Below are 22634 nucleotides of genomic sequence, written 5' to 3'. Positions count from 1 at the left end.
CGGCAGCCGCCACGCTAATGACCGGTGGCACCAGATTTGGCATGACAATCGCACGACCATTCACGGCGCTGGTATAAGGCAGCACGGCGTTAAGCATCGCGCCATCGCGCAAATGGATGTGCCAGTCGTCAGGGCGGCGAATAGTGATTTGCTGAGGTTGGGCTGTCATTCAAAAAGACTCCGGCTGAGAAGAAAACGAGAGGCGCGTTTAGGCCGGGGAGTAATCATAAGGATGTGGGCAACCGTTTGCACGGGATTTTATCGTGACATACAAAAACCGCACCCGAAGGTGCGGTTGCGTGGATTATTCGGTAAACGGAATCACTAACTGTCCCGGTTTTACTTCAATCCCTTTAGCAAGTTTCTTCGCCAGCGCTTCGCCTTTACTGCGGTCTGCACTCAGCACATAGGCCGGCTTCTCATTGAAGTAGCGTTTCAGCGACTCATTGAGATAAGGCGTCAGCGTTTTCATGATTGAAGCCATTTTCTCTGGCTGCACCTGCGCATCAACAATTTCCATATCATGCAGATAAATCGCGCCTTCCTGGGCGTTATACACCGGCTGCGCCTTCATCTTCAGCAGCATTTCTGCCTGCTGCGGCCCAAACAGCGAGCTGACATTGATATTGGCTTTACCAGAAAGCGTGACTTTGCCCGGCTCTTCCCGGCCAATTTGGCTATTGAGTTCACTCAGCACGATATGCGCATTTACCAGCCCGGAAACGCCGATGTCTTTTTCAAAGTTATTGCGCTTTTGCAGCGCCTGATTCACTTCCTGCTCGCTGATGGTGTATTGCGTTAATTGGTTACAGCCGCTGAGTAGCACGGCTAAAAACAGGGCCAGCAGCCCGGAAAACGCCTTTTTCATAGTGTCCTCATCCTGATCGAAACGGCAAAACAGCGATAGCCTGCCTGAATATGGACAAGGTGTCACCAGGCCAGAGCTGAGAAGCGCGACTGCGCTTCTCATTGCAGGATGATTAAGCGGCGATAGAGGAGAGGAGATTAACCTGAGTTTGTTTCGCCATATTGTCGCGATAATCGGCCACACGGCTAGGCCATTCAATGCCGCTAACCAGCGTCAGGGAGCGCAGCAGCGGGAACAGATGAATGTCATCTTCGGAAAGCTCGCCGTTAACGGCGTTAGGTTTGACAATCAACTTATCGAGCTGGCGCAGATCATCGCTGATGTTTTTGATCAGACCCGGCGCGTGTTTACGCAACTCGGTGAAGTCACCGATGCTGGCCTGTTTTTTCTCACTAAAGTAGCGGCGTGCTTCCGGCGTGGCGAATTCGGCAAAGGACGCATCGGCGATGCGCGGTATCAGCAGCTTATTGACATAGCCGTTCACGCGGCGCAGCCAGTCGCTAATCGCGGGATTACTTTTGCCATTCAGCAGCGGTTCATGATCGGATTTATCCACCAGACGTACAATATCCATGCTTTCCGGCACGGCACTGCCATCGGCTTTTTGCAGAATCGGCGCCATTTTCTGCCCAATCAACCTCTTCGGTGTTTGCTCATCGTCATTGAGCATCACGATCAGTTCTAACGGCAGATTTTTTAACCCGAAAATCATGCGTGCCTTCACGCAGAAAGGGCAGTGATCGTAGATGTAAAGTTTCATCCCGTTTCTCCTGTGGTTCTCAGGGTGACGGAGGTCACCCTTTTTTCGGACGTGCGGGAAGTATGGAAGAGATCTTTGGCCGGGGCAAACTAGCTGCTGAAAATCGCCGGAGCCACCGGGCGCGGCTGGAACTGCCACCACAGAGCGAAAAGCGTGACCATGCCCACGCTGCTGAGCAGCATCCACGGCAGTTCGGGTAGCGCCCATTGCTGGCCCATATCGAACATCCAGCCGCCGCCGGAATAGCCGATTAAGCCGCCAATGGCGAGGCCGAGACGACTAAAGCCCATATAGCTGCCACGTGCGCGCGAACTGGCCAGCGACGCGCTGAGCGTTTCACGCGCCGGTTCGGCAATAATCGAACCGAGGTAAAATATCGCGATCAGCATAAACAGCGACGGCAGCGAATCGGTCATGCCAACCGGTAGCAGACTGAAAGTCATCAGGAACAACCCTGCCATCAGGCGCGTTTCCAGGCGGAAGCGTTTTTCGCTCCAGCGCGCCAGCGGATAGAGCAGACTTAGCGACAGCAGCGCTTCAATGGCGTACATCCACTTCACGGCAGCCGGTGCCCCAGCCACCTGATTCACCATCACCGGCAGCATCAACATCACCTGTACGGCGAGAATGTAGTAGCCGGTCAACGTCAGCACATACAGGCGGAAGCGCTTGTCCTGCCAGACGCGCTGCATGCCCGCACGCATCGCGATGCGTTCGGTCGAGATGCGCCATGCCGGTAGCCAAAACGCATTAAACAGTGCTGCGCTAACAAACACCGCTGCGCCAACCCAGCACACCAGACGAAAATCCCACGCCAGCAACCAACTACCTATTAGCGCACCCAGTACCGCGCCGGCGCTGTCCTGCATCATCAACAGCGAGAAGAAGCGACCGCGTTCACGCGCGCGCACCAGTTTCATCACCAGCGCACTGCGTGGTGGATCAAACAGCGTGCCGCCCAGACCAGAGAGCAAACAGGCGAGCCATAACAGCCAGGGCTCATGCGCCAGCGCCATGCAGGCAAAACCCGCCGCACGCATCAGCATGCCGGTCACAATCAGCGGACGCGCACCGAAACGATCGGCGATAGCACCGCCGAAAATGCCAAATCCCTGCTGAACGAATTGACGCAAGCCGAGCGCGATGCCAACCATCAGCGCGGCCCAACCCAGCTGTTCAACAAAATGGATGGAGATGAGGGGAAATACCACGAAAAATCCCAACACCACCAGCATGTTATCGACTAAAAGAAAAGTTTTACCGAGGCGTCGTGCCCGCGCAACCCGAGACATGCTAATTCCTGAGCAAGTGAGAGGAGATAAGAGACCAGTTGGTCTATTTTCCACCTGCAGCAGAGCGAAAAATAGCTTTCTCAGGATGATATTTTTTCATCGAATCCGCAGAAATATTAATCCTAAGTCAGGATCAATCACCTGGAACGCGTTGCAGGGTTTTACCGCAAGCGGGGTGACGGTTATAGTGAGAAGTATCGCCGCTGGCGTACATCTTTCTTAAGTTATGGATTTCAGGAGTCATGATGTTTGGCTATCGTTCTGCTGGCCCACGCGTGCGCCTCACTACCGATCGCTTAGTGGTCCGTTTAGTACATGAACGCGATGCCTGGCGGTTGGCCGATTATTATGCGGAAAATCGTGCATTTCTTAAGCCCTGGGAGCCGGTTCGCGACGAAAGCCATTGTTATCCTTCGGGCTGGCAAGCACGCCTCGGACTGATCGCCGACATGCATAAACAGGGCTCTGCCTACTATTTTGTGCTGATGGACCCGGAAGAGCATGAAGTACGTGGCGTTGCCAACTACAGCAACGTGCTGCGCGGATCGTTCCACGCTTGCTACCTCGGCTATTCGCTCGGGGAGAAGTGGCAAGGTCAGGGGCTGATGTTTGAAGCGCTCAGCACCACGATTCGTTATATGCAGCGGCAGCAGCGCATTCACCGCATTATGGCCAATTACATGCCGCACAATCAGCGCAGTGGCGACTTGCTGGCGCGCCTCGGATTTGAAAAAGAGGGCTACGCCAAAGATTACTTATTGATTGATGGGCGCTGGCAGGATCACGTGCTGACTGCGCTCACTTACCGGGAGTGGACCCCGGATCGCCGTGGACAATAAAAAAGGATATCCCAATGAAAATGGCCTTATCCGCGCAGGCGTTGCGCGTGATTGGTTGCCTGCTGGAGAAGCAGGTCACCACACCGGATCAATATCCGCTCTCACTCAATGGCGTAGTGACCGCCTGTAATCAAAAATCCAACCGTGAACCGGTGCTGAATCTCAGCGAAATGGAGGTGCAAGCGCAGCTCGATGAGCTGGTGAAAAAGCATCTGGTGACGGCCAATAACGGTTTTGGCCAGCGCGTTAGTAAGTATGAGCAACGTTTCTGTAACTCGGCTTTCGGCAATCTGCAATTGAGTAGCGCCGAAGTGGCAGTGTTGACGCTGTTATTCCTGCGCGGTGCGCAGACGCCCGGCGAGCTGCGTACGCGCAGCGGCCGCCTGCATGAATTCAGCGATATGAATGAAGTGGAGCAGACACTCAACGGATTATCCACGCGCGATGATGGTCCGATGGTGGTGCGGCTGGCGCGTGAGCCGGGCAAACGTGAGAGCCGCTATATGCACTTGTTCGGTGGCGAGGTGGTGGAAGAGGCGGCCAACGGCGAAACCGCAGCGGATAATGACACGCTTGCGGCGCGCGTGGCGCAGCTGGAAGAAACGGTTGCACAGTTGCAGTCGCAGTTGGAACAGCTGCTGGCAAAGGAGAACTGAGATGACGCTACGTATTGGCATTGTGGGTTTAGGCGGTATCGCGCAAAAAGCGTGGCTGCCGGTGCTATCTCAGGCCAGCAGTTGGCAGCTGGCGGGGGCATTTTCTCCCAACCAGGCAAAGGCACAACCGATTTGCGACAGCTATCGCATGCCGTACTTTGGCCAGCTGGATGCCCTGGCGGCGGCCAGCGATGCGGTGTTCGTGCACAGTAGCACCGCCAGCCATTACGAAGTCGTCAAGGCGCTATTGCTGGCGGGCAAGGATGTGTGCGTTGATAAGCCATTAGCCGAAACCCTGCAGCAGGCCGAGGCGCTGGTGGCGCTGGCTGACAAGCATAAGCGTAAGCTGATGGTGGCGTTCAATCGCCGTTTTGCGCCGCGTTATCAGCAGCTGAAAAGTGAAATGCCGCGTGCCGCATCCTTGCGCATTGAGAAGCACCGTGCAGATAGCGTCGGCCCGCACGATCTGCGTTTTACCTTACTGGACGATTATCTGCACGTGGTTGATACCGCGCTGTGGCTGGCTGGCGGTAGTCTAAAGCGCGAGTTAGGACACATCGAAACCAATGATGATGGCGCGATGCTTTTCGCCGAGCACCACTTCTCCGCCGGATCGCTACAAATCACCACCAGCATGCACCGTCGTGCGGGTACGCAGCGCGAGGTGGTGAGCGCCATCTGTGACGGCGATTACATTGAAATTAATGAGATGCGCGACTGGCAGCAGGAGAACCGCAGCGGAATCGTGCGTGATGTGCCGCCCGCGTGGCAAAGTCATCTTACCCAGCGCGGTTTCAGCGGCGCAGCGCAGCATTTCATCCAGTGTGTAGAAAATCAGACGATGCCTGAAACCAGTGGCGAGCAAGCACTGGCGGCGCAGCGTCTGGTGGAAAAACTGTGGCGCGATGCCGAACAGGAATAACCCCTTGTAACACTCAATGCTGGTCATTTCCCGCCGTGTCAGTAGACTATCGCCGGACATCAAGGGATGTCCGCGCTAAGTCGCTCATTTCTCCGACACTTTTCAGGATGCGCCACTCAATATGAATTTGTTGAAATCGCTGGCTGCGGTCAGTTCGATGACCCTGTTTTCCCGCGTGCTGGGCTTTGCCCGCGATGCCATTGTGGCGCGCGTATTTGGTGCTGGCATGGCAACCGATGCCTTCTTTGTTGCCTTCAAACTGCCGAACCTGCTGCGTCGTATTTTCGCTGAGGGCGCGTTCTCTCAGGCCTTTGTGCCGATTCTCGCGGAATATAAAAGTAAGCAGGGCGAAGATGCCACCCGTGTATTTGTCGCCTACGTCTCCGGTTTATTAACGCTGGTACTGGCGGTGGTGACCGTATTGGGGATGATTGCGGCGCCCTGGGTGATTGTGGTGACCGCGCCAGGCTTCGCCGATACGCCCGATAAATTCGCCTTAACCAGCGCACTGCTGCGCGTCACCTTTCCCTATATTCTGCTGATCTCGCTGGCCTCGCTGGCGGGGGCCATTCTTAATACCTGGAACCGTTTTTCGGTGCCGGCGTTTGCGCCAACGCTGTTAAACATCAGCATGATTGGGTTTGCGGTGTTTGCCGCGCCGCATTTCCATCCGCCGGTAATGGCGCTGGCCTGGGCGGTGGTGATGGGCGGCGTGCTGCAGCTGTTCTATCAACTGCCGCACCTGAAGAAGATTGGCATGCTAGTCTTGCCGCGCCTGAATTTGCGCGATGCGGGCGTGTGGCGCGTGATGCGTCAAATGGGGCCGGCGATTCTCGGCGTCTCGGTCAGCCAGATTTCACTGATCATCAACACCATCTTCGCCTCGTTTCTGGTGTCCGGTTCGGTTTCGTGGATGTACTACGCCGATCGTCTGATGGAGTTTCCTTCTGGCGTGCTCGGTGTGGCGCTGGGGACCATTTTGCTGCCATCGCTGGCGAAAAGCTTTGCCAGCGGTAACCAGGATGAGTATTCACGCTTGATGGATTGGGGCCTGCGCCTCTGTTTCCTGCTGGCGTTGCCGAGCGCGGTGGCGTTGGGCATTTTGTCCGGCCCGCTGACGGTAGCGCTGTTCCAGTACGGTAAATTTACCGCCTTTGATGCGTTAATGACGCAGCGCGCGCTGATTGCCTATTCGGTAGGTTTGATGGGGCTGATCGTGGTGAAAGTGCTGGCACCGGGCTTTTACTCACGTCAGGACATCAAAACGCCGGTGAAAATTGCCATCGTGACGCTGATTGTCACGCAGTTGATGAACCTGGTGTTTATTGGTCCGCTGAAGCATGCCGGTTTGTCACTGTCGATCGGTTTGGCCGCTTGCCTGAATGCCGCGCTGCTCTACTGGCAGTTACGTAAACAGGATATCTTCCAGCCGCAGCCAGGCTGGTTCAGTTTCCTGTCGCGCTTGCTGATTGCGGTGGTGGTGATGGCCGCGGCGCTGCTGGGTATTTTGCAGGTGATGCCGGCCTGGGAAGAGGGGCAGATGTGGTGGCGCCTGATTCGTCTGGCGGCAGTCTGCGCCATCGGCGGCGGGGCTTATTTTGTGATGCTTGGCCTGCTTGGCTTCCGTCCCCGCGATTTTGCGCGCCGTACGCTGGCGTAAACTCCGCATTATCTCAACGGACATGCAACATCTGCCGCCGCGTAAGGGCTATCCGCAGCGCTGAAGCGTAAACGGTGGGCCAGGAGAGTCCCGCATGGATGCGGGACTCAGTTCGGGCCGGGCAGGAAGCCCGATCCCGAACGGTCCGTCGGCACAACGTTGGAGCTGAAGGCACCGCATAAGCGGCGCGAGGACAGCCCGGCAGTGGCGGGTGATGTATGTCCCGCACCCGCAGCAAAACAAAAAGGCCGCCATCCCGAAAGATCGCAGCCTTAATCAAACCCGCAATATTACGCCACGAACAGCGTTTTTACCCTTTACGACTCAAGGTCGCCTGACCTTTACCTAAACCATCCGGGCCGTAAAATGCCTGAGTTTGATGGGGTCGCAACACCGCCAGGGCTTCATTGGTGAAGCCAATCTGATGCTGCAGCAGAATCCCGTTATGCGTGTTGGTATCACGCAGGCGGCGCGTATGCTGCTGAATGCGTGTCCAGCGGATCTCGCGTTCACTGTGATCACCATAGGGCGCCTGCGTACCAAGGGTTTTCTCGGTATTACGACGCATTTCGTCCAGATAATTCAACGTCGTCAGCAGCGCGCTTTTATCTTCGGAGATACGCTGCAGCATGTTGCCATTAACCTGACCGGCAGAAAGTTGCTGCTGCTCCTCATCCATTATCACGGTAAGGGAAGCCAGCACGTCCTGCATTTTATCTAAGGTGATCAGCAGATTGTCCATTGGGATTAGTTACCCTCTAAATACGCCTTGGTATCGGCGATCAGCGCATCGGCGATCTTACCGGTATCCATTTTCAGTTCGCCATTACGAATGGCCGTTTTCAGCTGCTCAACGCGCGCTGTATTAATATCTTTGCTGCCAGGCTGCATCAGCTGCGCCTGCGCGGTGCTCAACTTCACTTCCGCACCGCTTTCGCTGGTGGTGCTGGCTGCTGGCGTGGCGCTCTGGCGCACTTTGCCGCTGTTATCGTTGTTGTCGCGTGTTTGAACAGTGCTAACCGGGTTAGTAGGCTGCGTTCTGTCGATGCTCATGGTAAGGCTCCTGTAAGGTCAGTTGGGGGTCAGCCAACTGAGTCAGCATAGGGTAATGTCTTTGTTGATATCTCTATCGGCAGAACAACAGGGTTCTTTAACGCTTTATAGCGATATCAGAATATTCCCATCCGCGTCGACGCGACCACTGACAACCTGACCATTTCCCATCCTCACGCGCACCATTTGGGCCGCGCTGGCGTTGTTCAGCGCACGTCCTTCGCTGCTGGCATTAAACCCGTTTCCGCTCGCCACCACCATCACATTTTGACCAGCTTTCACCCGCCACGGCTGACGCACCATGGTCGCGGTCACGGGTTGTCCTGGCGGGATATCGCGCAGCGCTACTGCATCAATGACGCCGCTGCTATCCATCAATGCGCGTGCCGGCAATTCATCCAGACGGCCGGTTTCCAGACGCACGTCCGCCGGGCTGAGATTGCTGCCGCGCGCTACCTGACGGCTCGCCACCAGATATTGGCCGGTGACCTGCACCTGCACCTGCAAGAAACGCCGATTTTGATCGCAGTTGGCGGCGATGCTGATGTTGCCCCACTGCCGGCTGTTGCCCGGCAGCTGCAACTCCGGGGTTTCACAGCTTGGCCATTGCGCCTGCGGTGTACGCACCACCACCGTCATACCGGCGGCATGTTGCGGGTCGCGCGCTTTAAAAAATTGCGTCAACTGTGCGGTGAGATCCGCAGCATGACTGGGTAGCGCCAGTGCCAGCCAAAGTGTGGTTAGCAAGGTGGAATATCTGCGCATAACGCCTCCTGACGAGAAGATGGCACTGAGTCTACGCCTTGTGCAAAAAAATCAATGTCAAAAATAGCCGTCATTTTTGCTGCTATTCAGACGATCACCCTTGCTTTTGTCCACTTAAGCTGTCAGCTCGAAATTCTCATTCGCGGAGGAAGCATGCTCGACAAACTCGATGCCGCGCTGCGATTTGGTACTGAAGCGTTAAACCTACGTGCTCAGCGTCAGGAAATCCTGGCGTCAAACATTGCCAACGCCGATACCCCGGGTTACCAGGCCCGGGATATCGACTTTGCCAGCCAACTGAGCAAGGTGATGCAAAACGGTCGCGCCGAAGGCAGCAGCCTGGCGCTGAATGTGACGTCCTCACGCCACATTGAAGCGCAAACCAACTCTCAGCCGTCACTGGATCTGATGTACCGCATTCCCGATCAACCCGCCGCGGATGGCAACACCGTGGATATGGATCGCGAGCGTACGCAGTTTGCTGATAACAGCCTGAAATACCAAACCGATCTCACCCTCATCAGTAGCCAGATCAAAGGCATGATGAGCGTACTGCAGGGGCAATAAGCATGGCATTGCTGAATATTTTTGATATCGCCGGTTCTGCGATGACAGCGCAATCTCAGCGCCTCAACGTCAGCGCCAGTAACCTGGCGAACGCCGACAGCGTAACCGGGCCCGATGGCCAGCCGTACGTGGCAAAGCAGGTGATTTTCCAGACCGATGCGGCGCAGGGCGCAGCCACCGGCGGCGTGAAAGTCGCCGGCGTGGTTGACGATCCGACACCGGCAAAACTGGTGTATGACCCAGGCAATCCGATGGCGGATCAGAAAGGCTACGTCAAGATGCCGAACGTTGACGTCGTGTCTGAGACCGTTAACACCATGTCAGCGTCGCGCAGCTATCAGGCCAACGTGGAAGTGCTGAACACGGTGAAGTCAATGATGATGAAAACCCTCACCATCGGTCAGTAACGGAGAACGAATATGAGCGTAGCAGTTGGGATTAAAGACAGTCTGGACCCAACGGTACTGACCTCCAGCAGTGCGTCGAGCGGTAACTCTTCCGCCGACCTGCAGAATCAGTTCCTGAACATGTTGGTGGCACAGCTAAAAAACCAGGATCCGACCAATCCCATGGATAACAGCCAGCTCACCACGCAGTTGGCACAGATCAACACCCTGAGCGGTATTGAAAAACTGAATACCACGCTGGGATCTATCTCTGGCCAAATCACCACCAGCCAGTCGTTGCAGAGTTCAACACTGATTGGACATGGCGTGATGGTCAAGGGTTCGCAGGTGCTGGTAGGCAGCGGGACAACCACGCCGTTTGGTGTGGAGCTCGCCACGGCTTCCACGGCCACCAGCGTCACCATTAAAGACAGCAATGGCGCGACGGTTCGGACCATCGATCTTGGCAAGCAGAGTGCGGGTGTCCACACCTTCTCGTGGGACGGCAAGATGGATGACGGGTCTACCGCCGCGGATGGCAAATATTCTATCTCACTGGCCGCCAGCAATGGCAGCACGCAACTGGTGGCGCAGCCGCTGAACTATGCCTACGTCAATGGCGTGAGCACCACGGATAACACCACAAAACTGGATCTCGGCACCATGGGCTCCGCGACACTCGATGAAATTCGTCAGATTCTCTGATTAACCTTTTAGCAGGAGAGATTACATGTCTTTTTCACAAGCGGTGAGCGGCCTGAATGCTGCCTCCAGCAACCTGGATGTGATTGGTAACAACATTGCCAACTCCGCCACAGCCGGTTTTAAATCCAGCACCATTGCTTTTGCCGATATGTTTGCCGGTTCTAATGTGGGTCTGGGTACCAAAGTTGCCGCCGTTATCCAGGACTTTGGTGATGGCAGTACCACATCAACCAGTCGTGGACTGGATGTAGCGCTGAGCGGCAACGGTTTCTTCCGCATGACCGACGCCAGTGGCGGCGTGTTCTATTCGCGTAACGGCCAGTTCACTCTGGATGAAAACCGTAACCTGGTAAACACTCAGGGCCTGAACGTCTCTGGCTATCCGGCCAGCGGCACACCGCCAACCATTCAGACCGGTGCCAACCCGGTTGCGCTGAGTATCCCTACCACGCAGATGGGCGCACGTGCAACGACGACAGCCACCCAGGTTGCAAACCTGAACTCCACCAGCACCACCCCGAGTGTGACCACGTTTGATAAGTCTAACGTTGACAGCTACAACGCGAAAACCACCATGACGGTGTATGACACGCAGGGTAATGATCATCAGCTGGATATGTACTACATCAAAACGGCGGACAACACCTGGACTGTGCACATGGTCGACTCCACCACGGGCAGTGAAGTTGGTAACACCGCAGCCGGCGATAACCTGGGCTACCAGATGTCGTTTGATGCTAACGGTAAGCTGACGCAGGTTGGAAAAATCACCGCTACCGGTGTAGCTGACACCAGCGCCTCATTAGCAAACCTGGTTGTGGGCGGCACCAACGGTGCGGATGGCATGAACATCAGCCTAAGCATGTTGGGTAGTTTGCAGCAAAACACCGGTGCGACCACCTTTGGTAACCCAACGCAGGATGGCTATCAGCCAGGCGATTTGACCAGCTACACCATCAACGATGACGGCACCATTACCGGCACTTACTCCAACCAGAAAACCCAATTGTTGGGCCAGATCGTGTTGGCGAGCTTCTCTAACCCGGAAGGTCTGAAGTCTGAAGGTGACAACGTCTGGTCAGCGACCAGCTCATCAGGTCAGGCAGCTGTGGGTCTGGCAGGCACGGGTACTTATGGCAACCTGACTTCAGGTGCGCTGGAAGCGTCCAATGTCGATATGAGCAAAGAGCTGGTCAATATGATCGTTGCGCAGCGTAACTATCAGGCCAATAGCCAGACCATCAAAACTCAGGACCAGATTCTTAACACCCTGGTTAACTTACGTTAATTCGCTAACGGGATTGCTTTATGGATCACGCAATATATACCGCGATGGGCGCGGCCAGTCAGACACTGGATCAGCAATCGGTTACCGCCAGCAACCTCGCCAACGCCTCAACGCCGGGCTTCCGTGCTCAGCTCAATGCGTTGCGCGCCGTGCCGGTCAGTGGCTGGTCGCTGCCGACGCGTACCCTGGTTGCCGCTTCAACGCCGGGCGCTGATATGTCACCCGGCGCGATGGACAACACCGGCCGTGCGCTGGATGTGGGCGTACAGCAAGACGGCTGGCTGGCGGTGCGTACCGCTGACGGTTCTGAAGCTTATACCCGCAACGGCAACATGCAGATCAGCTCAACCGGTATTTTGACCATTCAGGGCAATCCCGTGATGGGCGATGGCGGTCCAATCGCCATACCGCAAGGCTCCGAACTGACGATTGCGGCAGACGGCACCATCACCTCGCGTAACGCCGGCGATGCGCCTAACGCCACGGTACAGATTGGCAAACTGAAGTTGGTACGTGCCACTGCCAAAGAGTTACAGCGCGGTGATGACGGCATGTTCCGCCCAACCCAGCAAGCGCAGGCCACGCGCGGTGCCGCATTGGCCAACGACGCCACGGTGAGCGTTATGCCTGGCGTGCTGGAGGGCAGTAACGTCAAGCCGGTGGAAACCATGGTCGATATGATCGCCAACGCCCGACGTTTTGAGATGCAGATGAAAGTGATCTCCAACGTTGATGAAAACGAACAAAAAGCTAACAGCTTGCTCAACATGAGCAGCTAAGGCGTAAGGAAAACACCATGATTCGTTCTTTATGGATCGCCAAAACCGGTCTTGACGCTCAGCAAACCAACATGGACGTCATCTCAAACAACCTCGCGAACGTGAGCACCAACGGCTTTAAACGTTCGCGCGCGGTATTCGAAGATTTGATGTACCAAACCCTGCGTCAGCCGGGCACGCAGTCGTCGGAGCAAACCACGCTGCCGTCAGGTCTGCAGATCGGTACCGGTGTGCGTCCCGTCACCACCGAACGTCTGCATCAGCAGGGTAACCTGTCGCAGACCAGCAACTCGAAAGACGTGGCGATCAACGGCCAGGGTTATTTCGAAGTGCAGATGCCGGATGGCACCTCAGCCTATACCCGTGATGGTTCGTTCCAGGTGGATCAGAACGGCCAGCTGGTCACCAACGCCGGTTATCCGGTGCAGCCGGGCATTACCATTCCGGCCAATGCCACCAGCATCACCATCTCGCGTGATGGTGTGGTGAGCGTGACGCAGCAGGGCCAAACCAACCCGGCGCAGGTTGGTCAGCTGACGCTGAGCACCTTCATGAACGATGCCGGTCTGAATAGCCAGGGTGAAAACCTCTATCAGGAAACCCAGGCATCGGGCGCAGCCACGCAGAGCACGCCGGGCCAGAACGGCGCGGGCTTGCTGTATCAGGGTTATGTGGAAACCTCGAACGTCAACGTGGCGGAAGAGCTGGTTACCATGATTCAAACGCAGCGCGCTTACGAGATTAACAGCAAGGCGATCAGCACCTCCGATCAGATGCTGGCGAAATTAACCCAGCTGTAAGGCTGGTGTCGTTGGGCCAGCTTAGCTGGCCTGATTAAGCAACATGAATAAGGTCAGAACTCCGTGGCGAAGCAAGTGATTCTCAAGCCTGGTCATTGGTTGGTAGCCACGCTGCTACTCACTCTTAACGGTTGTGCGCTGGTACCGCGCACGCCACTGGTACAAGGATCGACAACGGCTGAGCCGACGCCATCCGCACCGCCGGTGGTGAACGGTTCCATTTTTCAGGGCGTCGCACCGCTGAACTACGGCTATCAGCCGCTGTTTGAGGATCGCCGTCCACGCAATATTGGCGACACATTGACGATTACCTTGCAGGAAAACGTCAGCGCCAGCAAAAGCTCCTCCGCCAACGCCAGCCGCGATGGCAGCAACAGTTTAGGCGTCACGGGCGTGCCAACCGGTCTGAGTGGCCTGCTGGGTGCGAGTGGCGAAAAAGCCACGCTTGATGCCAATGGCAAAAATGACTTCGCAGGTAAAGGCGGCGCGACCGCGAATAACACCTTTACCGGCACCATCACCGTCACCGTGAATCAGGTGTTGTCGAACGGCAACCTGCGCGTAGTGGGTGAGAAACAGATCGAAATTAACCAGGGCACCGAATTCATCCGGTTCTCCGGTGTGGTAAATCCGCGCACCATTAGCGCCAGCAACGCTGTGTTATCTACACAGGTGGCCGATGCACGTATTGAGTACGTCGGAAATGGTTATATCAATGAAGCGCAGACGATGGGCTGGTTCCAGCGTTTCTTCCTGAACGTCTCGCCGATGTAAGAGGTAGTAAGAATGACTATGACGACTCTGCTCCGCCTGAGCCTGGGCTTGCTGCTCGGTTTCAGCGTAATGGCACATGCTGACCGCATCCGCGATCTCACCTCGGTGCAGGGCGTGCGCGATAACCAGCTGATCGGTTACGGTTTGGTGGTGGGCCTCGACGGCACCGGTGACCAGACTACGCAAACCCCATTTACCACGCAAACCGTTAGCAACATGCTCTCGCAGCTCGGTATTACGGTACCTGCGGGTACCAACATGCAGCTGAAAAACGTGGCGGCGGTGATGGTCACCGCCAAGCTGCCTACGTTTGCGCGTCAGGGGCAAAACATCGACGTGGTGGTTTCCTCGCTGGGTAACGCCAAAAGTTTGCGCGGCGGTACGCTACTGATGACGCCGATGAAAGGCGTCGATAACCAGGTGTATGCGCTGGCGCAGGGCAACATTTTGGTCGGTGGTGCCGGTGCATCGGCCGGCGGCAGCAGCGTGCAGGTTAACCAGCTCAACGGTGGCCGTATTACCGGCGGCGCTACGGTGGAGCGTGAACTGCAGAGCAACTTCGGTAGCCAGAACACCATTAACCTGCAGCTGAATAATGAAGACTTCAGCATGGCGCAGCGTATCGCTGACGCGATCAACAGCCGTGGTATCGGCTCGGCGCAGCCGCTGGATGCGCGCACCGTGCAGATTCGCGTCTCACCAAATAACAGTTCGCAGGTACGACTGCTGGCAGAGATTCAGAATCTCGATGTTTCGGTACCGCTGGAAGATGCCAAGGTGATTATCAACTCACGTACCGGTTCGGTGGTGATGAATCGCGAAGTGACGCTGAACACCTGTGCCGTAGCGCAGGGCAATCTGTCGGTTACCGTCAATCAGCAGCAGAACGTCAGTCAGCCTGATACGCCATTGGCCGGTGGTCAGACCGTGACGACCAACAATACCCAGATCGATCTGCGTCAGAGTGGTGGCGCGCTACAGCGTGTGAACTCCAGCGCCAACCTCAATAACGTGGTGCGTGCGCTTAATGCGCTCGGTGCATCGCCGATTGATCTGATGTCGATTCTGCAATCGATGGAAAGCGCAGGTTGCTTACGCGCCAAACTGGAAATTATCTGATGACCGACACGCAATCGCTGATGAATGCGGCCTATGACAGCCGCTCACTGAACGACCTAAAACGTGAAGCCGCCGCCGATCCGAAAGGGAAGGCAATGCAGGTGGCAAAGCAGGTTGAAGGGATGTTTGTGCAGATGATGATGAAGAGCATGCGCGCAGCGCTGCCGCAGGATGGCATGCTGAGCAATGACCAGACGCGGCTTTTCACCTCAATGTACGATCAGCAGATTGCGCAGGAGATCGGGAAACGCGGGCTGGGGATGGCGGATCTGATCGTTAAACAGATGCAGCCCGCGCAGGAGCCAGACGAAATGGCGGGCACGGTGCCGATGAAGCTGGATAACAGCTTCATTTATAGCAATCTGCCCTCCAGTCAGCTCGAGCAGATGGTGCGTAAAGCGGTGCCACGTCTGCCAGTTTCACCGAGCAGTTTGCCCAGTGACAGCAGCGACTTTATCGCGCAGCTGGCGCAGCCTGCTCAGGTTGCCAGCCAGAAGAGTGGTATTCCGCATCACCTGATTCTGGCGCAGGCCGCGCTGGAATCAGGCTGGGGCCAGCGTCAGATTCTGACGCGTGATGGCAAACCGAGTTACAACGTGTTTGGTATCAAGGCGAGCGGCGACTGGAAGGGGCAAACCACCGATATCATGACCACGGAATATGAAGGCGGCGAAGCGAAAAAAGTGCGCGCCAGCTTCCGTGTCTATGGTTCGTATATGGAAGCGCTCAGCGACTACGTCAAACTGCTTTCCAGTAATCCGCGTTATGCCGCCGTGGCGAATGCGCCAAGCGCCGAGCAGGGCGCCCGTGCTCTGCAGGCCGCCGGTTACGCCACCGATCCGAAGTATGCGCAAAAATTGGTGGGAATGATCCAACAATTCAAAAACATGGGCGAAAAAGTGGTGAAGGCGTACAGCAACGATATCACCGATTTGTTCTGATTTTTGCCCTCAAGTTTCACTTAAGCACGCCGATAACAATCACATGCCGCGGGCGTTCTTCGCCCGCGCAATCGCACTGATGACTGCCAGCCCGGTTAACGGGAAATTAAGGAACCGAGATGTCCAGCATAATTAACTCAGCGATGAGTGGGCTGAGCGCCGCACAGGCTGCATTAAGCACCACCAGTAATAACATCAGCAATTACACGGTAGCGGGCTATTCGCGTCAGACGGCGATTTTGTCGCAGTCCAACAGCACCTTGCAGGGCAACAGCTATTACGGCAACGGTGTGACGCTTTCAGGCGTACAACGTGAATATGATGAATTCATTACTGCTCAGCTGCGCGGTTCCAGCGCCAACTACAGCGCCGTGAATACGCAATATAATCAAATTTCTAACATTGATGATCTGCTGTCGACGTCAACCACGAGCTTGTCGACCTCAATCCAAAGCTTCTTCACCAACGTACAGAACGTGGTGAGTAACGCCAACGATCCGTCCGCCCGTCAATCAATGTTGAGCTACGCACAAGGCCTGGTAAACCAGTTCCAGACCACGGCGCAATATCTCAATAATATGCAGAACAGCGTCAATACTGACGTTGCTTCAAGCGTTGATCAGATCAATACCTTCACCAGCCAAATCGCTGACCTCAACAGCCAGATCGCCAAGCTCACTACCGGCGGTGGTGCGGCACCGAACAATCTGTTGGATCAGCGCGATCAGTTGGTGAACAGCCTGAACAATGTGGTTGGCGTTAACGTATCTCAGCAGGATGGTAGCTATATCGTCTCCATGGGTAGCGTGACGCTGGTGAATGGTAAGAACTCCACCAGTTTGGTGGCGATGCCGTCCAGTAGCGATTCCACACGCACCACCGTCGGCTATGTCGACAAGCAGGCGGGAAATGTTGAAATTCCGGAGAAGACGCTGACCACCGGTTCACTCGGCGGTTTGTTGGCGTTCCGTACGCAGGATCTGGATAGCGCACAAAATCAGCTCGGCCAACTCGCTGCGGCGTTCACCACTAGCTTCAACAGCGTGCACAGCGAAGGATATGATAGCAACGGCGATCAGGGTGGCAACTTCTTCAATATCGGTTCGCCAACCGTAGTGGGTAACAGCAAAAACACCTCAGCAGCTACCATTACTGCTGCCTGGTCAGACACCAGCGCGATGAAAGCCTCTAACTACACCGTCAGTTACGACGGCAGTAATTGGTCGGTAACCCGCATGTCTGACAACGTGAAGTTTAGCGTTACGCCAGATGTGAACGACGGAACCCTCAACTTTGATGGTCTGAAACTGACGGTCAGCACCTCACCTGCGCCTAACGCCAAAGACAGTTTCCTGGTTAAACCGGTACAGAACGTCATTGCTGGCATGTCAGTGGCGATTACTGATGAGTCGCAAATTGCCGCGGCATCCAGCGCGACCAGCGGTGAAAGTGATAACCGCAATGCGCAAAAATTATTGGATCTGCAGGACAGCAAATTGGTGAATGGCAATGCGACCATTGCCCAGGCATACGCCAGTCTCGTTAGCAGCGTCGGTAACAAAACCAGCACGCTGGAAACCGCCAGTACCACCCAGGAAAATGTGGTCACGCAGTTGAGCGATCGCCAGCAGTCAGTGTCGGGTGTCAACCTTGATGAAGAGTACGCCAACCTGACGAAGTATCAGCAGTTCTATATGGCGAATGCGCAAGTGCTGCAAACGGCGAGTACCATTTTTAATGCGCTGATGGGCATCCGCGGCTAAGCATAGAGGATAAAAACCATGCGTCTTAGTACCAATATGATTTTCAACCAGCAGGTGCGCGGCATTACCGATTCGCAAGCCTCATGGTTAAAAGTGGGTGAGCAGCTCTCGACGGGGCGTCAGGTAAACAATCCTTCAGACGATCCCATTGCAGCTTCCCGAGCTGTAGTTTTGTCACAGTCTCAATCAAAAAGTAGTCAGTATGCTATGGCGCGAAGTTTTGCTAATCAAAGCTTGTCAATGGAAGAGAACTCTTTAACAAGCGTGACCACAAGTATTACCGCGGCACAGCAAATCGTTGTTGCTGCCTCAACAGGAACGCTGAACGATGAAGATCGTGCTTCCTATGCGACACAGTTACAGGGAATTCGCGATCAAATTCTCTCGCAAGCTAACAGTAAGGATGGCACGGGGCGCTATATTTTTGCTGGTTATAAAACAGATGTCGCCCCCTTTTCTGATGCTGCTGGCGGAGTGACATATGTGGGAGGGGCAGAGGCCATTTCTCAAAAAATAGATGATAGCCGAACTATCGCAGTTGGAGATGCGGGTAATGCGGTGTTTATGTCATTAACAAGCAATGCTAAAGCGGAGCCTGATGGGACTGACAGTGAAAAAAGTCTTTTCAATATGTTAGACAGTGCTATAGCTGCATTAAAAGTGCCACAAGAAGGAGCCGATGCAAGTACCACTGAGGCATTCAGTGATGTCATGGCTAAAACTAACCGCGGTCTCAGTAATTCCTTAAACAACGTGCTCAAGGTTCGTTCTGATCTGGGTACTAAAATGGCCGAACTTGACACACTAGATACCCAAGGTGATGACCGTGATTTAATTATGAGCTCACAAATGAGCGACCTTGTCGATGTTGATTACACCCAAGCCATTTCCAGCTATACCATGAAGCAAACAGCATTACAGGCGTCCTATAAAACCTTCACCGATATGTCGCAGATGTCGCTGTTCCAGCTTAATTCGTAATTGATCTGAACCTTTGAGCGTACTTTAACCGGGTGCGCTTAGTTTCTCCCACCGCCTTTCGGGCTGTGGGATTTTTTTTGCCTGCTGTTGGGGTAGCCATAAAGGGCGTCATGCCGCTCACGAAGGCAATAATTGGGTGCGCATGAATGCTTACCCCACAAAAACCCAGCTAAATAAACATAGGGGTGTCATTTATGGCATCAATCTAACGCCGCCAATCGCAGGCAATAAAAAACCCCGGACTGGCCGGGGTTCGATTTTACTGACTTGCTAACGCTTAGGCGCTTTCCGGACGGGTTGCCGGAGCGGTTGCCTGATGCGTTGCGCTGTGACCACCTGCAGAACCACGACCTTCGAAGCCAAACGCGGGACGAACCCAATCGCTATGACGAGCTGGTTCAGGTTCCCATGCCGGTGCCGGTGCTTTGGTCATCGGGGCGGTAGCATGATGTTTGAAGCGCGTTTCAACGGTCGTTACCGCAGTGTCACGTGCTGCAACCGGCGCATGCGGTTCCGTTACCGGTGTGACATCAGCTCCTGCAGCCACTGGCGCAGCCAGTACTTCTTCAACCTGTGCTTCCACTGCTGGCGAAACATCAGCAGGCGCCTGCTCAACAACGTCAGCCACTGCGCTAACTTCAGGCTGCGCTTCTTCAACGCTGGCCGCCGGTTCCGCTTCAGCTGCGGTTTCCTGCGCAACTTGTTCATCAGCAGCAGAAATCACTGATGGTTCTTCGTTGACGGGCGCTGCAATCGGCGTGACGTCATCAGTATTCACTACCGGCACCTCAGTGTGCGCCTGCGGTTCAACCTGATGCACGGCTTCTTCAGCGGCAACCTGCTCAACGGCCGGTTCAACAGCAGCGGGTTCAACCGTAGCGGTTTCAACAGTAGCGGTTTCAGCCACGGCGGCGGCGGTTTGTTGATAGCCGTAATCCGACACTTCATGCATGGCATCTTGCGTGGTGTACTCTTCCTGCGCTTGCGCAACCGGGTAAGAAATCCACACTTTACCGGATGCCATTTCTGGCGAAGCTGCAGCAGATTCCAGCGGCATTGCAGACTGCGTTGGGTAACGCTCGTCACGATAACGACGACGACGCTGGCCGCTTACGCGCAGGTGACGCGGTGAACGACGTGAACGACGCGGCATATTGGCGCTGTCCCGGTTCTCGCTATCATCTTGCTCGTCATTGCTGGCTTCCGGATGTTCGATGTACTGAGCACGTGGTGCAGTTTCAGCGGCGGCTTCATGCACAACTGGCGCTGGCGCTTCAGCGGTGACTTCACCGGTATCGCCCACACGTACGCGTTGTGACAGCTGACGCTGTTTACGACGCGGCATAACCTGTACACGCTCTTCTTCCTGCGCAACATTTTCGTCTACGACGTCAGCCTGAACGACCGGTTCAGCGACTTTCTGATCCTGCTGCTGAGTGCGTTTTTCTTCCTGACGACGACGCTGGCGATCGGCACGCTGTTCGCGGCGCTGTTGCTGCTGCTCATCACGTTGCTCAAGTGCTTCATCGCTCAGTACAGGACGCGCTTCACGCGGTTCGTTCTGACGCTTGTTGCGACGATTGTCCTGATTGTCACGCGGTTCGCGGGCTTCACGTGGCTCACGTGCTTCGCGCGGCTCGCGTGGTTCACGCGCTTCGCGACCTTCACGCACCTGACCATTCTCGCCATTACGCGGTGTGCGCTCACGACGATTATTACGACGGTTGTTATTGTTGCGACGTTCGCCACGCTGTTGCGTATTTTCCGCTTCAACAGCCGCTGGCGTCTCTTGCTGAATTTCAGCCGGAGCCGCAGCAGGCGTATCGCCGGCAAACAGTTTCTTCAAGCCGTTCAGCAGGCGGGCAACGAAGCCGGTGCTGGTCACTGCAGGTGCGGCAACAGCAGGTTTGTCTTTCGCTTCAACGGCTGGCGCTGGCTGTGTCTCTTTAACCACTTCAACCGGTGCTGGCGGCGCATCTGGCATCGCGAAGGCGGCCAGGGCAGGCTGCTCCGGACGACGACGCTCAGCGTGCTCTTCTTCAGAAGGCAGCGCCATTTCCGCTTCGTGCAGTTTTGGCAGATGGTAGCTCAGGGTTTGCGTCTCTTCACCGGTGCGGACACGCAGTACAGAGTAATGTGGCGTTTCCATCTGATCGTTTGGCACGATGATGGCACGCACGCCGCCCTGACGTTTCTCAATGGCGCTCACCGCATCACGTTTTTCGTTCAGCAGGTAAGAGGCCACCGGAACCGGCACGATCGCATGCACTTCTTTGGTGTTGTCTTTTAGCGCTTCTTCTTCTATCAGACGCAGAATAGACAGCGACAGCGATTCGTTATCACGGATGGTGCCGGTACCGCTACAGCGTGGGCAGACGTGATGACTGGATTCACCCAGTGACGGGCTGAGGCGCTGACGCGACATTTCCAGCAAACCGAAGCGTGAAATGTGGCTAATCTGGATGCGTGCACGATCCTGACGCACGGCTTCGCGCAGACGGTTCTCGACGGCACGCTGGTGACGCACTGGCGTCATATCGATAAAGTCGATAACAATCAGGCCGCCGAGATCGCGTAGACGCAACTGGCGAGCGATTTCATCGGCCGCTTCCAGGTTGGTATTAAACGCGGTCTCTTCAATGTCACCGCCGCGCGTAGCACGTGCGGAGTTAATATCGATGGCGGTCAGCGCTTCGGTGCTATCGATAACAATCGAGCCGCCTGACGGCAGGCGCACTTCACGCTGGAAGGCAGATTCAATCTGCGATTCAATTTGGTAATGGCTGAACAGCGGGATTTCACCGGTGTACAGTTTGATTTTGCTGCTAAAGTCGGGACGGCCTAGCGCAGCAATGTGCTGACGCGCCACTTCCAGAACTTTCGGGTTATCGATGAGGATTTCACCAATATCCTGACGCAGATAATCGCGGAAGGCACGGACGATAACGTTGCTCTCCTGATGAATCAGGAAAGGTGCTGGGCGGCTGTCTGCCGCTTTCTTGATCGCTTCCCAGTGCTTCAGACGGAAGCTGAGATCCCACTGCAGCGATTCGGCAGATTTACCGACGCCCGCGGTGCGAACAATCAGACCCATGCCATCTGGAAGTTCCAGTGCGGAAAGGGCTTCTTTCAACTCGGTACGATCGTCACCCTCAATACGGCGAGAAATACCGCCAGCACGTGGGTTGTTCGGCATCAATACCAAATAGCTACCGGCCAGCGAAATAAAGGTAGTCAGTGCTGCTCCTTTATTACCGCGCTCCTCTTTATCAATCTGAACGATAACTTCCTGACCTTCACGCAGCACATCTTTAATATTCGGACGACCATGTGCGTTGTAGTTGGCAGGGAAGTATTCGCGGGAAATTTCTTTCAGAGGGAGGAAACCGTGACGTTCAGCACCGTAATCGACAAACGCAGCTTCAAGGCTGGGCTCAACGCGGGTGATTTTACCTTTGTATATGTTGGCTTTTTTCTGTTCGTGTCCAGGACTTTCAATATCCAGATCGTACAGACGTTGTCCATCAACCAGGGCAACGCGCAACTCCTCCTGCTGAGTTGCGTTAATTAACATTCTTTTCATCGTGACTTACTCGTTATTCTCACATGAGTGATGTAGCTGCGGGCATCGTTACCCTGGACGAGAATCAACCGATGACCCCGTGTCTTAATGCACAGACGTCAACCTCACGGTTGTCGGCGGCTAAAGGGGCGCA

The 22634-nt window shown here is 55.3% G+C and carries 22 protein-coding genes and 1 pseudogene; 15 read left to right on the top strand and 8 right to left on the bottom strand.

Annotation, left to right across the window (positions count from 1 at the left end; genetic code table 11):
- The 4 genes and pseudogenes from PMI17_RS25300 to mdtH form a co-directional block, all read right to left on the bottom strand.
- Positions 1-169 (bottom strand): annotated as a pseudogene (locus PMI17_RS25300) (dihydroorotase); the annotation flags it as partial.
- 135 nt (positions 170-304) lie between these two features.
- Complete coding sequence (locus tag PMI17_RS02735) at positions 305-868, bottom strand: lipoprotein (protein WP_007885828.1); 564 nt, start codon at positions 866-868, stop codon at positions 305-307.
- Positions 869-980: 112 nt separating this feature from the next.
- A complete protein-coding gene (gene grxB, locus PMI17_RS02730) occupies positions 981-1628 on the bottom strand; it encodes a glutaredoxin 2 (RefSeq protein WP_007885827.1) in 648 nt (215 codons plus the stop codon).
- Between the two features lie 89 nt (positions 1629-1717).
- Positions 1718-2920, bottom strand: coding sequence for a multidrug efflux MFS transporter MdtH (gene mdtH / locus PMI17_RS02725; protein ID WP_007885826.1), 1203 nt, complete (start codon positions 2918-2920; stop codon positions 1718-1720).
- Positions 2921-3165: 245 nt separating this feature from the next.
- Here mdtH and rimJ point away from each other — a divergent pair, with 245 nt between their 5' ends.
- From rimJ to murJ, 4 genes are all read left to right on the top strand, one after another.
- Positions 3166-3759, top strand: coding sequence for a ribosomal protein S5-alanine N-acetyltransferase (rimJ, locus tag PMI17_RS02720; protein WP_007885825.1), 594 nt, complete (start codon positions 3166-3168; stop codon positions 3757-3759).
- Positions 3760-3773: 14 nt separating this feature from the next.
- Positions 3774-4415 (top strand): DUF480 domain-containing protein, encoded by a 642-nt coding sequence (locus PMI17_RS02715; RefSeq protein ID WP_007885824.1) that lies wholly within the window; start codon positions 3774-3776, stop codon positions 4413-4415.
- A gap of 1 nt (position 4416) precedes the next feature.
- Positions 4417-5337: a Gfo/Idh/MocA family protein gene (locus PMI17_RS02710; RefSeq protein WP_007885823.1), complete on the top strand. Its 921-nt coding sequence runs from the start codon at positions 4417-4419 to the stop codon at positions 5335-5337.
- 121 nt (positions 5338-5458) lie between these two features.
- Positions 5459-6997 carry a murein biosynthesis integral membrane protein MurJ gene (gene murJ, locus PMI17_RS02705; RefSeq protein WP_007885822.1) on the top strand — a complete coding sequence of 513 codons (1539 nt, stop codon included), beginning with the start codon at positions 5459-5461 and terminating at the stop codon, positions 6995-6997.
- A 310-nt stretch (positions 6998-7307) separates the two neighbouring features.
- Here the strand turns inward: murJ and flgN are convergent, their stop codons facing one another.
- The 3 genes from flgN to flgA form a co-directional block, all read right to left on the bottom strand.
- The gene (gene flgN, locus PMI17_RS02700; protein WP_007885821.1) at positions 7308-7739 is read right to left on the bottom strand and encodes a flagellar export chaperone FlgN; all 432 of its coding nucleotides are present in this window, start codon (positions 7737-7739) and stop codon (positions 7308-7310) included.
- 5 nt (positions 7740-7744) lie between these two features.
- Positions 7745-8050: a flagellar biosynthesis anti-sigma factor FlgM gene (gene flgM, locus PMI17_RS02695; protein WP_007885819.1), complete on the bottom strand. Its 306-nt coding sequence runs from the start codon at positions 8048-8050 to the stop codon at positions 7745-7747.
- A gap of 105 nt (positions 8051-8155) precedes the next feature.
- Positions 8156-8815: a flagellar basal body P-ring formation chaperone FlgA gene (gene flgA, locus PMI17_RS02690; protein WP_007885817.1), complete on the bottom strand. Its 660-nt coding sequence runs from the start codon at positions 8813-8815 to the stop codon at positions 8156-8158.
- 153 nt (positions 8816-8968) lie between these two features.
- Here flgA and flgB point away from each other — a divergent pair, with 153 nt between their 5' ends.
- The 11 genes from flgB to flgL all read left to right on the top strand — a co-directional run bounded on the left by flgB (position 8969) and on the right by flgL (position 18918).
- Positions 8969-9382 carry a flagellar basal body rod protein FlgB gene (gene flgB / locus PMI17_RS02685; protein WP_007885812.1) on the top strand — a complete coding sequence of 138 codons (414 nt, stop codon included), beginning with the start codon at positions 8969-8971 and terminating at the stop codon, positions 9380-9382.
- 2 nt (positions 9383-9384) lie between these two features.
- Positions 9385-9789 carry a flagellar basal body rod protein FlgC gene (gene flgC / locus PMI17_RS02680; RefSeq protein WP_007885810.1) on the top strand — a complete coding sequence of 135 codons (405 nt, stop codon included), beginning with the start codon at positions 9385-9387 and terminating at the stop codon, positions 9787-9789.
- A 12-nt stretch (positions 9790-9801) separates the two neighbouring features.
- Positions 9802-10473 carry a flagellar hook assembly protein FlgD gene (gene flgD, locus PMI17_RS02675; RefSeq protein ID WP_007885808.1) on the top strand — a complete coding sequence of 224 codons (672 nt, stop codon included), beginning with the start codon at positions 9802-9804 and terminating at the stop codon, positions 10471-10473.
- A 25-nt stretch (positions 10474-10498) separates the two neighbouring features.
- Entirely contained in the window at positions 10499-11761 is a 1263-nt protein-coding gene (gene flgE / locus PMI17_RS02670) for a flagellar hook protein FlgE (RefSeq protein WP_007885806.1), read from the top strand.
- Between the two features lie 20 nt (positions 11762-11781).
- Positions 11782-12540 carry a flagellar basal body rod protein FlgF gene (locus PMI17_RS02665; protein ID WP_007885802.1) on the top strand — a complete coding sequence of 253 codons (759 nt, stop codon included), beginning with the start codon at positions 11782-11784 and terminating at the stop codon, positions 12538-12540.
- 17 nt (positions 12541-12557) lie between these two features.
- Positions 12558-13340, top strand: coding sequence for a flagellar basal-body rod protein FlgG (gene flgG / locus PMI17_RS02660; RefSeq protein ID WP_007885801.1), 783 nt, complete (start codon positions 12558-12560; stop codon positions 13338-13340).
- A gap of 63 nt (positions 13341-13403) precedes the next feature.
- Complete coding sequence (locus PMI17_RS02655) at positions 13404-14114, top strand: flagellar basal body L-ring protein FlgH (protein WP_007885798.1); 711 nt, start codon at positions 13404-13406, stop codon at positions 14112-14114.
- 12 nt (positions 14115-14126) lie between these two features.
- A complete protein-coding gene (locus tag PMI17_RS02650; protein WP_007885796.1) occupies positions 14127-15233 on the top strand; it encodes a flagellar basal body P-ring protein FlgI in 1107 nt (368 codons plus the stop codon).
- A complete protein-coding gene (gene flgJ / locus PMI17_RS02645; RefSeq protein ID WP_007885794.1) occupies positions 15233-16174 on the top strand; it encodes a flagellar assembly peptidoglycan hydrolase FlgJ in 942 nt (313 codons plus the stop codon). The genes PMI17_RS02650 and flgJ overlap by 1 nt, the downstream gene beginning before the upstream one ends.
- A 119-nt stretch (positions 16175-16293) precedes the next feature.
- Positions 16294-17937 carry a flagellar hook-associated protein FlgK gene (gene flgK, locus PMI17_RS02640; protein WP_007885790.1) on the top strand — a complete coding sequence of 548 codons (1644 nt, stop codon included), beginning with the start codon at positions 16294-16296 and terminating at the stop codon, positions 17935-17937.
- Positions 17938-17955: 18 nt separating this feature from the next.
- Positions 17956-18918: a flagellar hook-associated protein FlgL gene (gene flgL / locus PMI17_RS02635; protein WP_007885789.1), complete on the top strand. Its 963-nt coding sequence runs from the start codon at positions 17956-17958 to the stop codon at positions 18916-18918.
- 277 nt (positions 18919-19195) lie between these two features.
- On the opposite strand, the gene rne is transcribed toward flgL, so the two are convergent.
- Complete coding sequence (rne, locus tag PMI17_RS02630; RefSeq protein WP_007885788.1) at positions 19196-22501, bottom strand: ribonuclease E; 3306 nt, start codon at positions 22499-22501, stop codon at positions 19196-19198.
- Positions 22502-22634: the final 133 nt, after the last annotated feature.

It is taken from the genome of Pantoea sp. GM01, from assembly GCF_000282675.1.
GTDB lineage: Bacteria > Pseudomonadota > Gammaproteobacteria > Enterobacterales > Enterobacteriaceae > Pantoea > Pantoea nemavictus.
The sequence above is the reverse complement of the archived record's forward strand: the minus strand, read 5'-3'. Positions and strand labels throughout refer to the sequence as shown.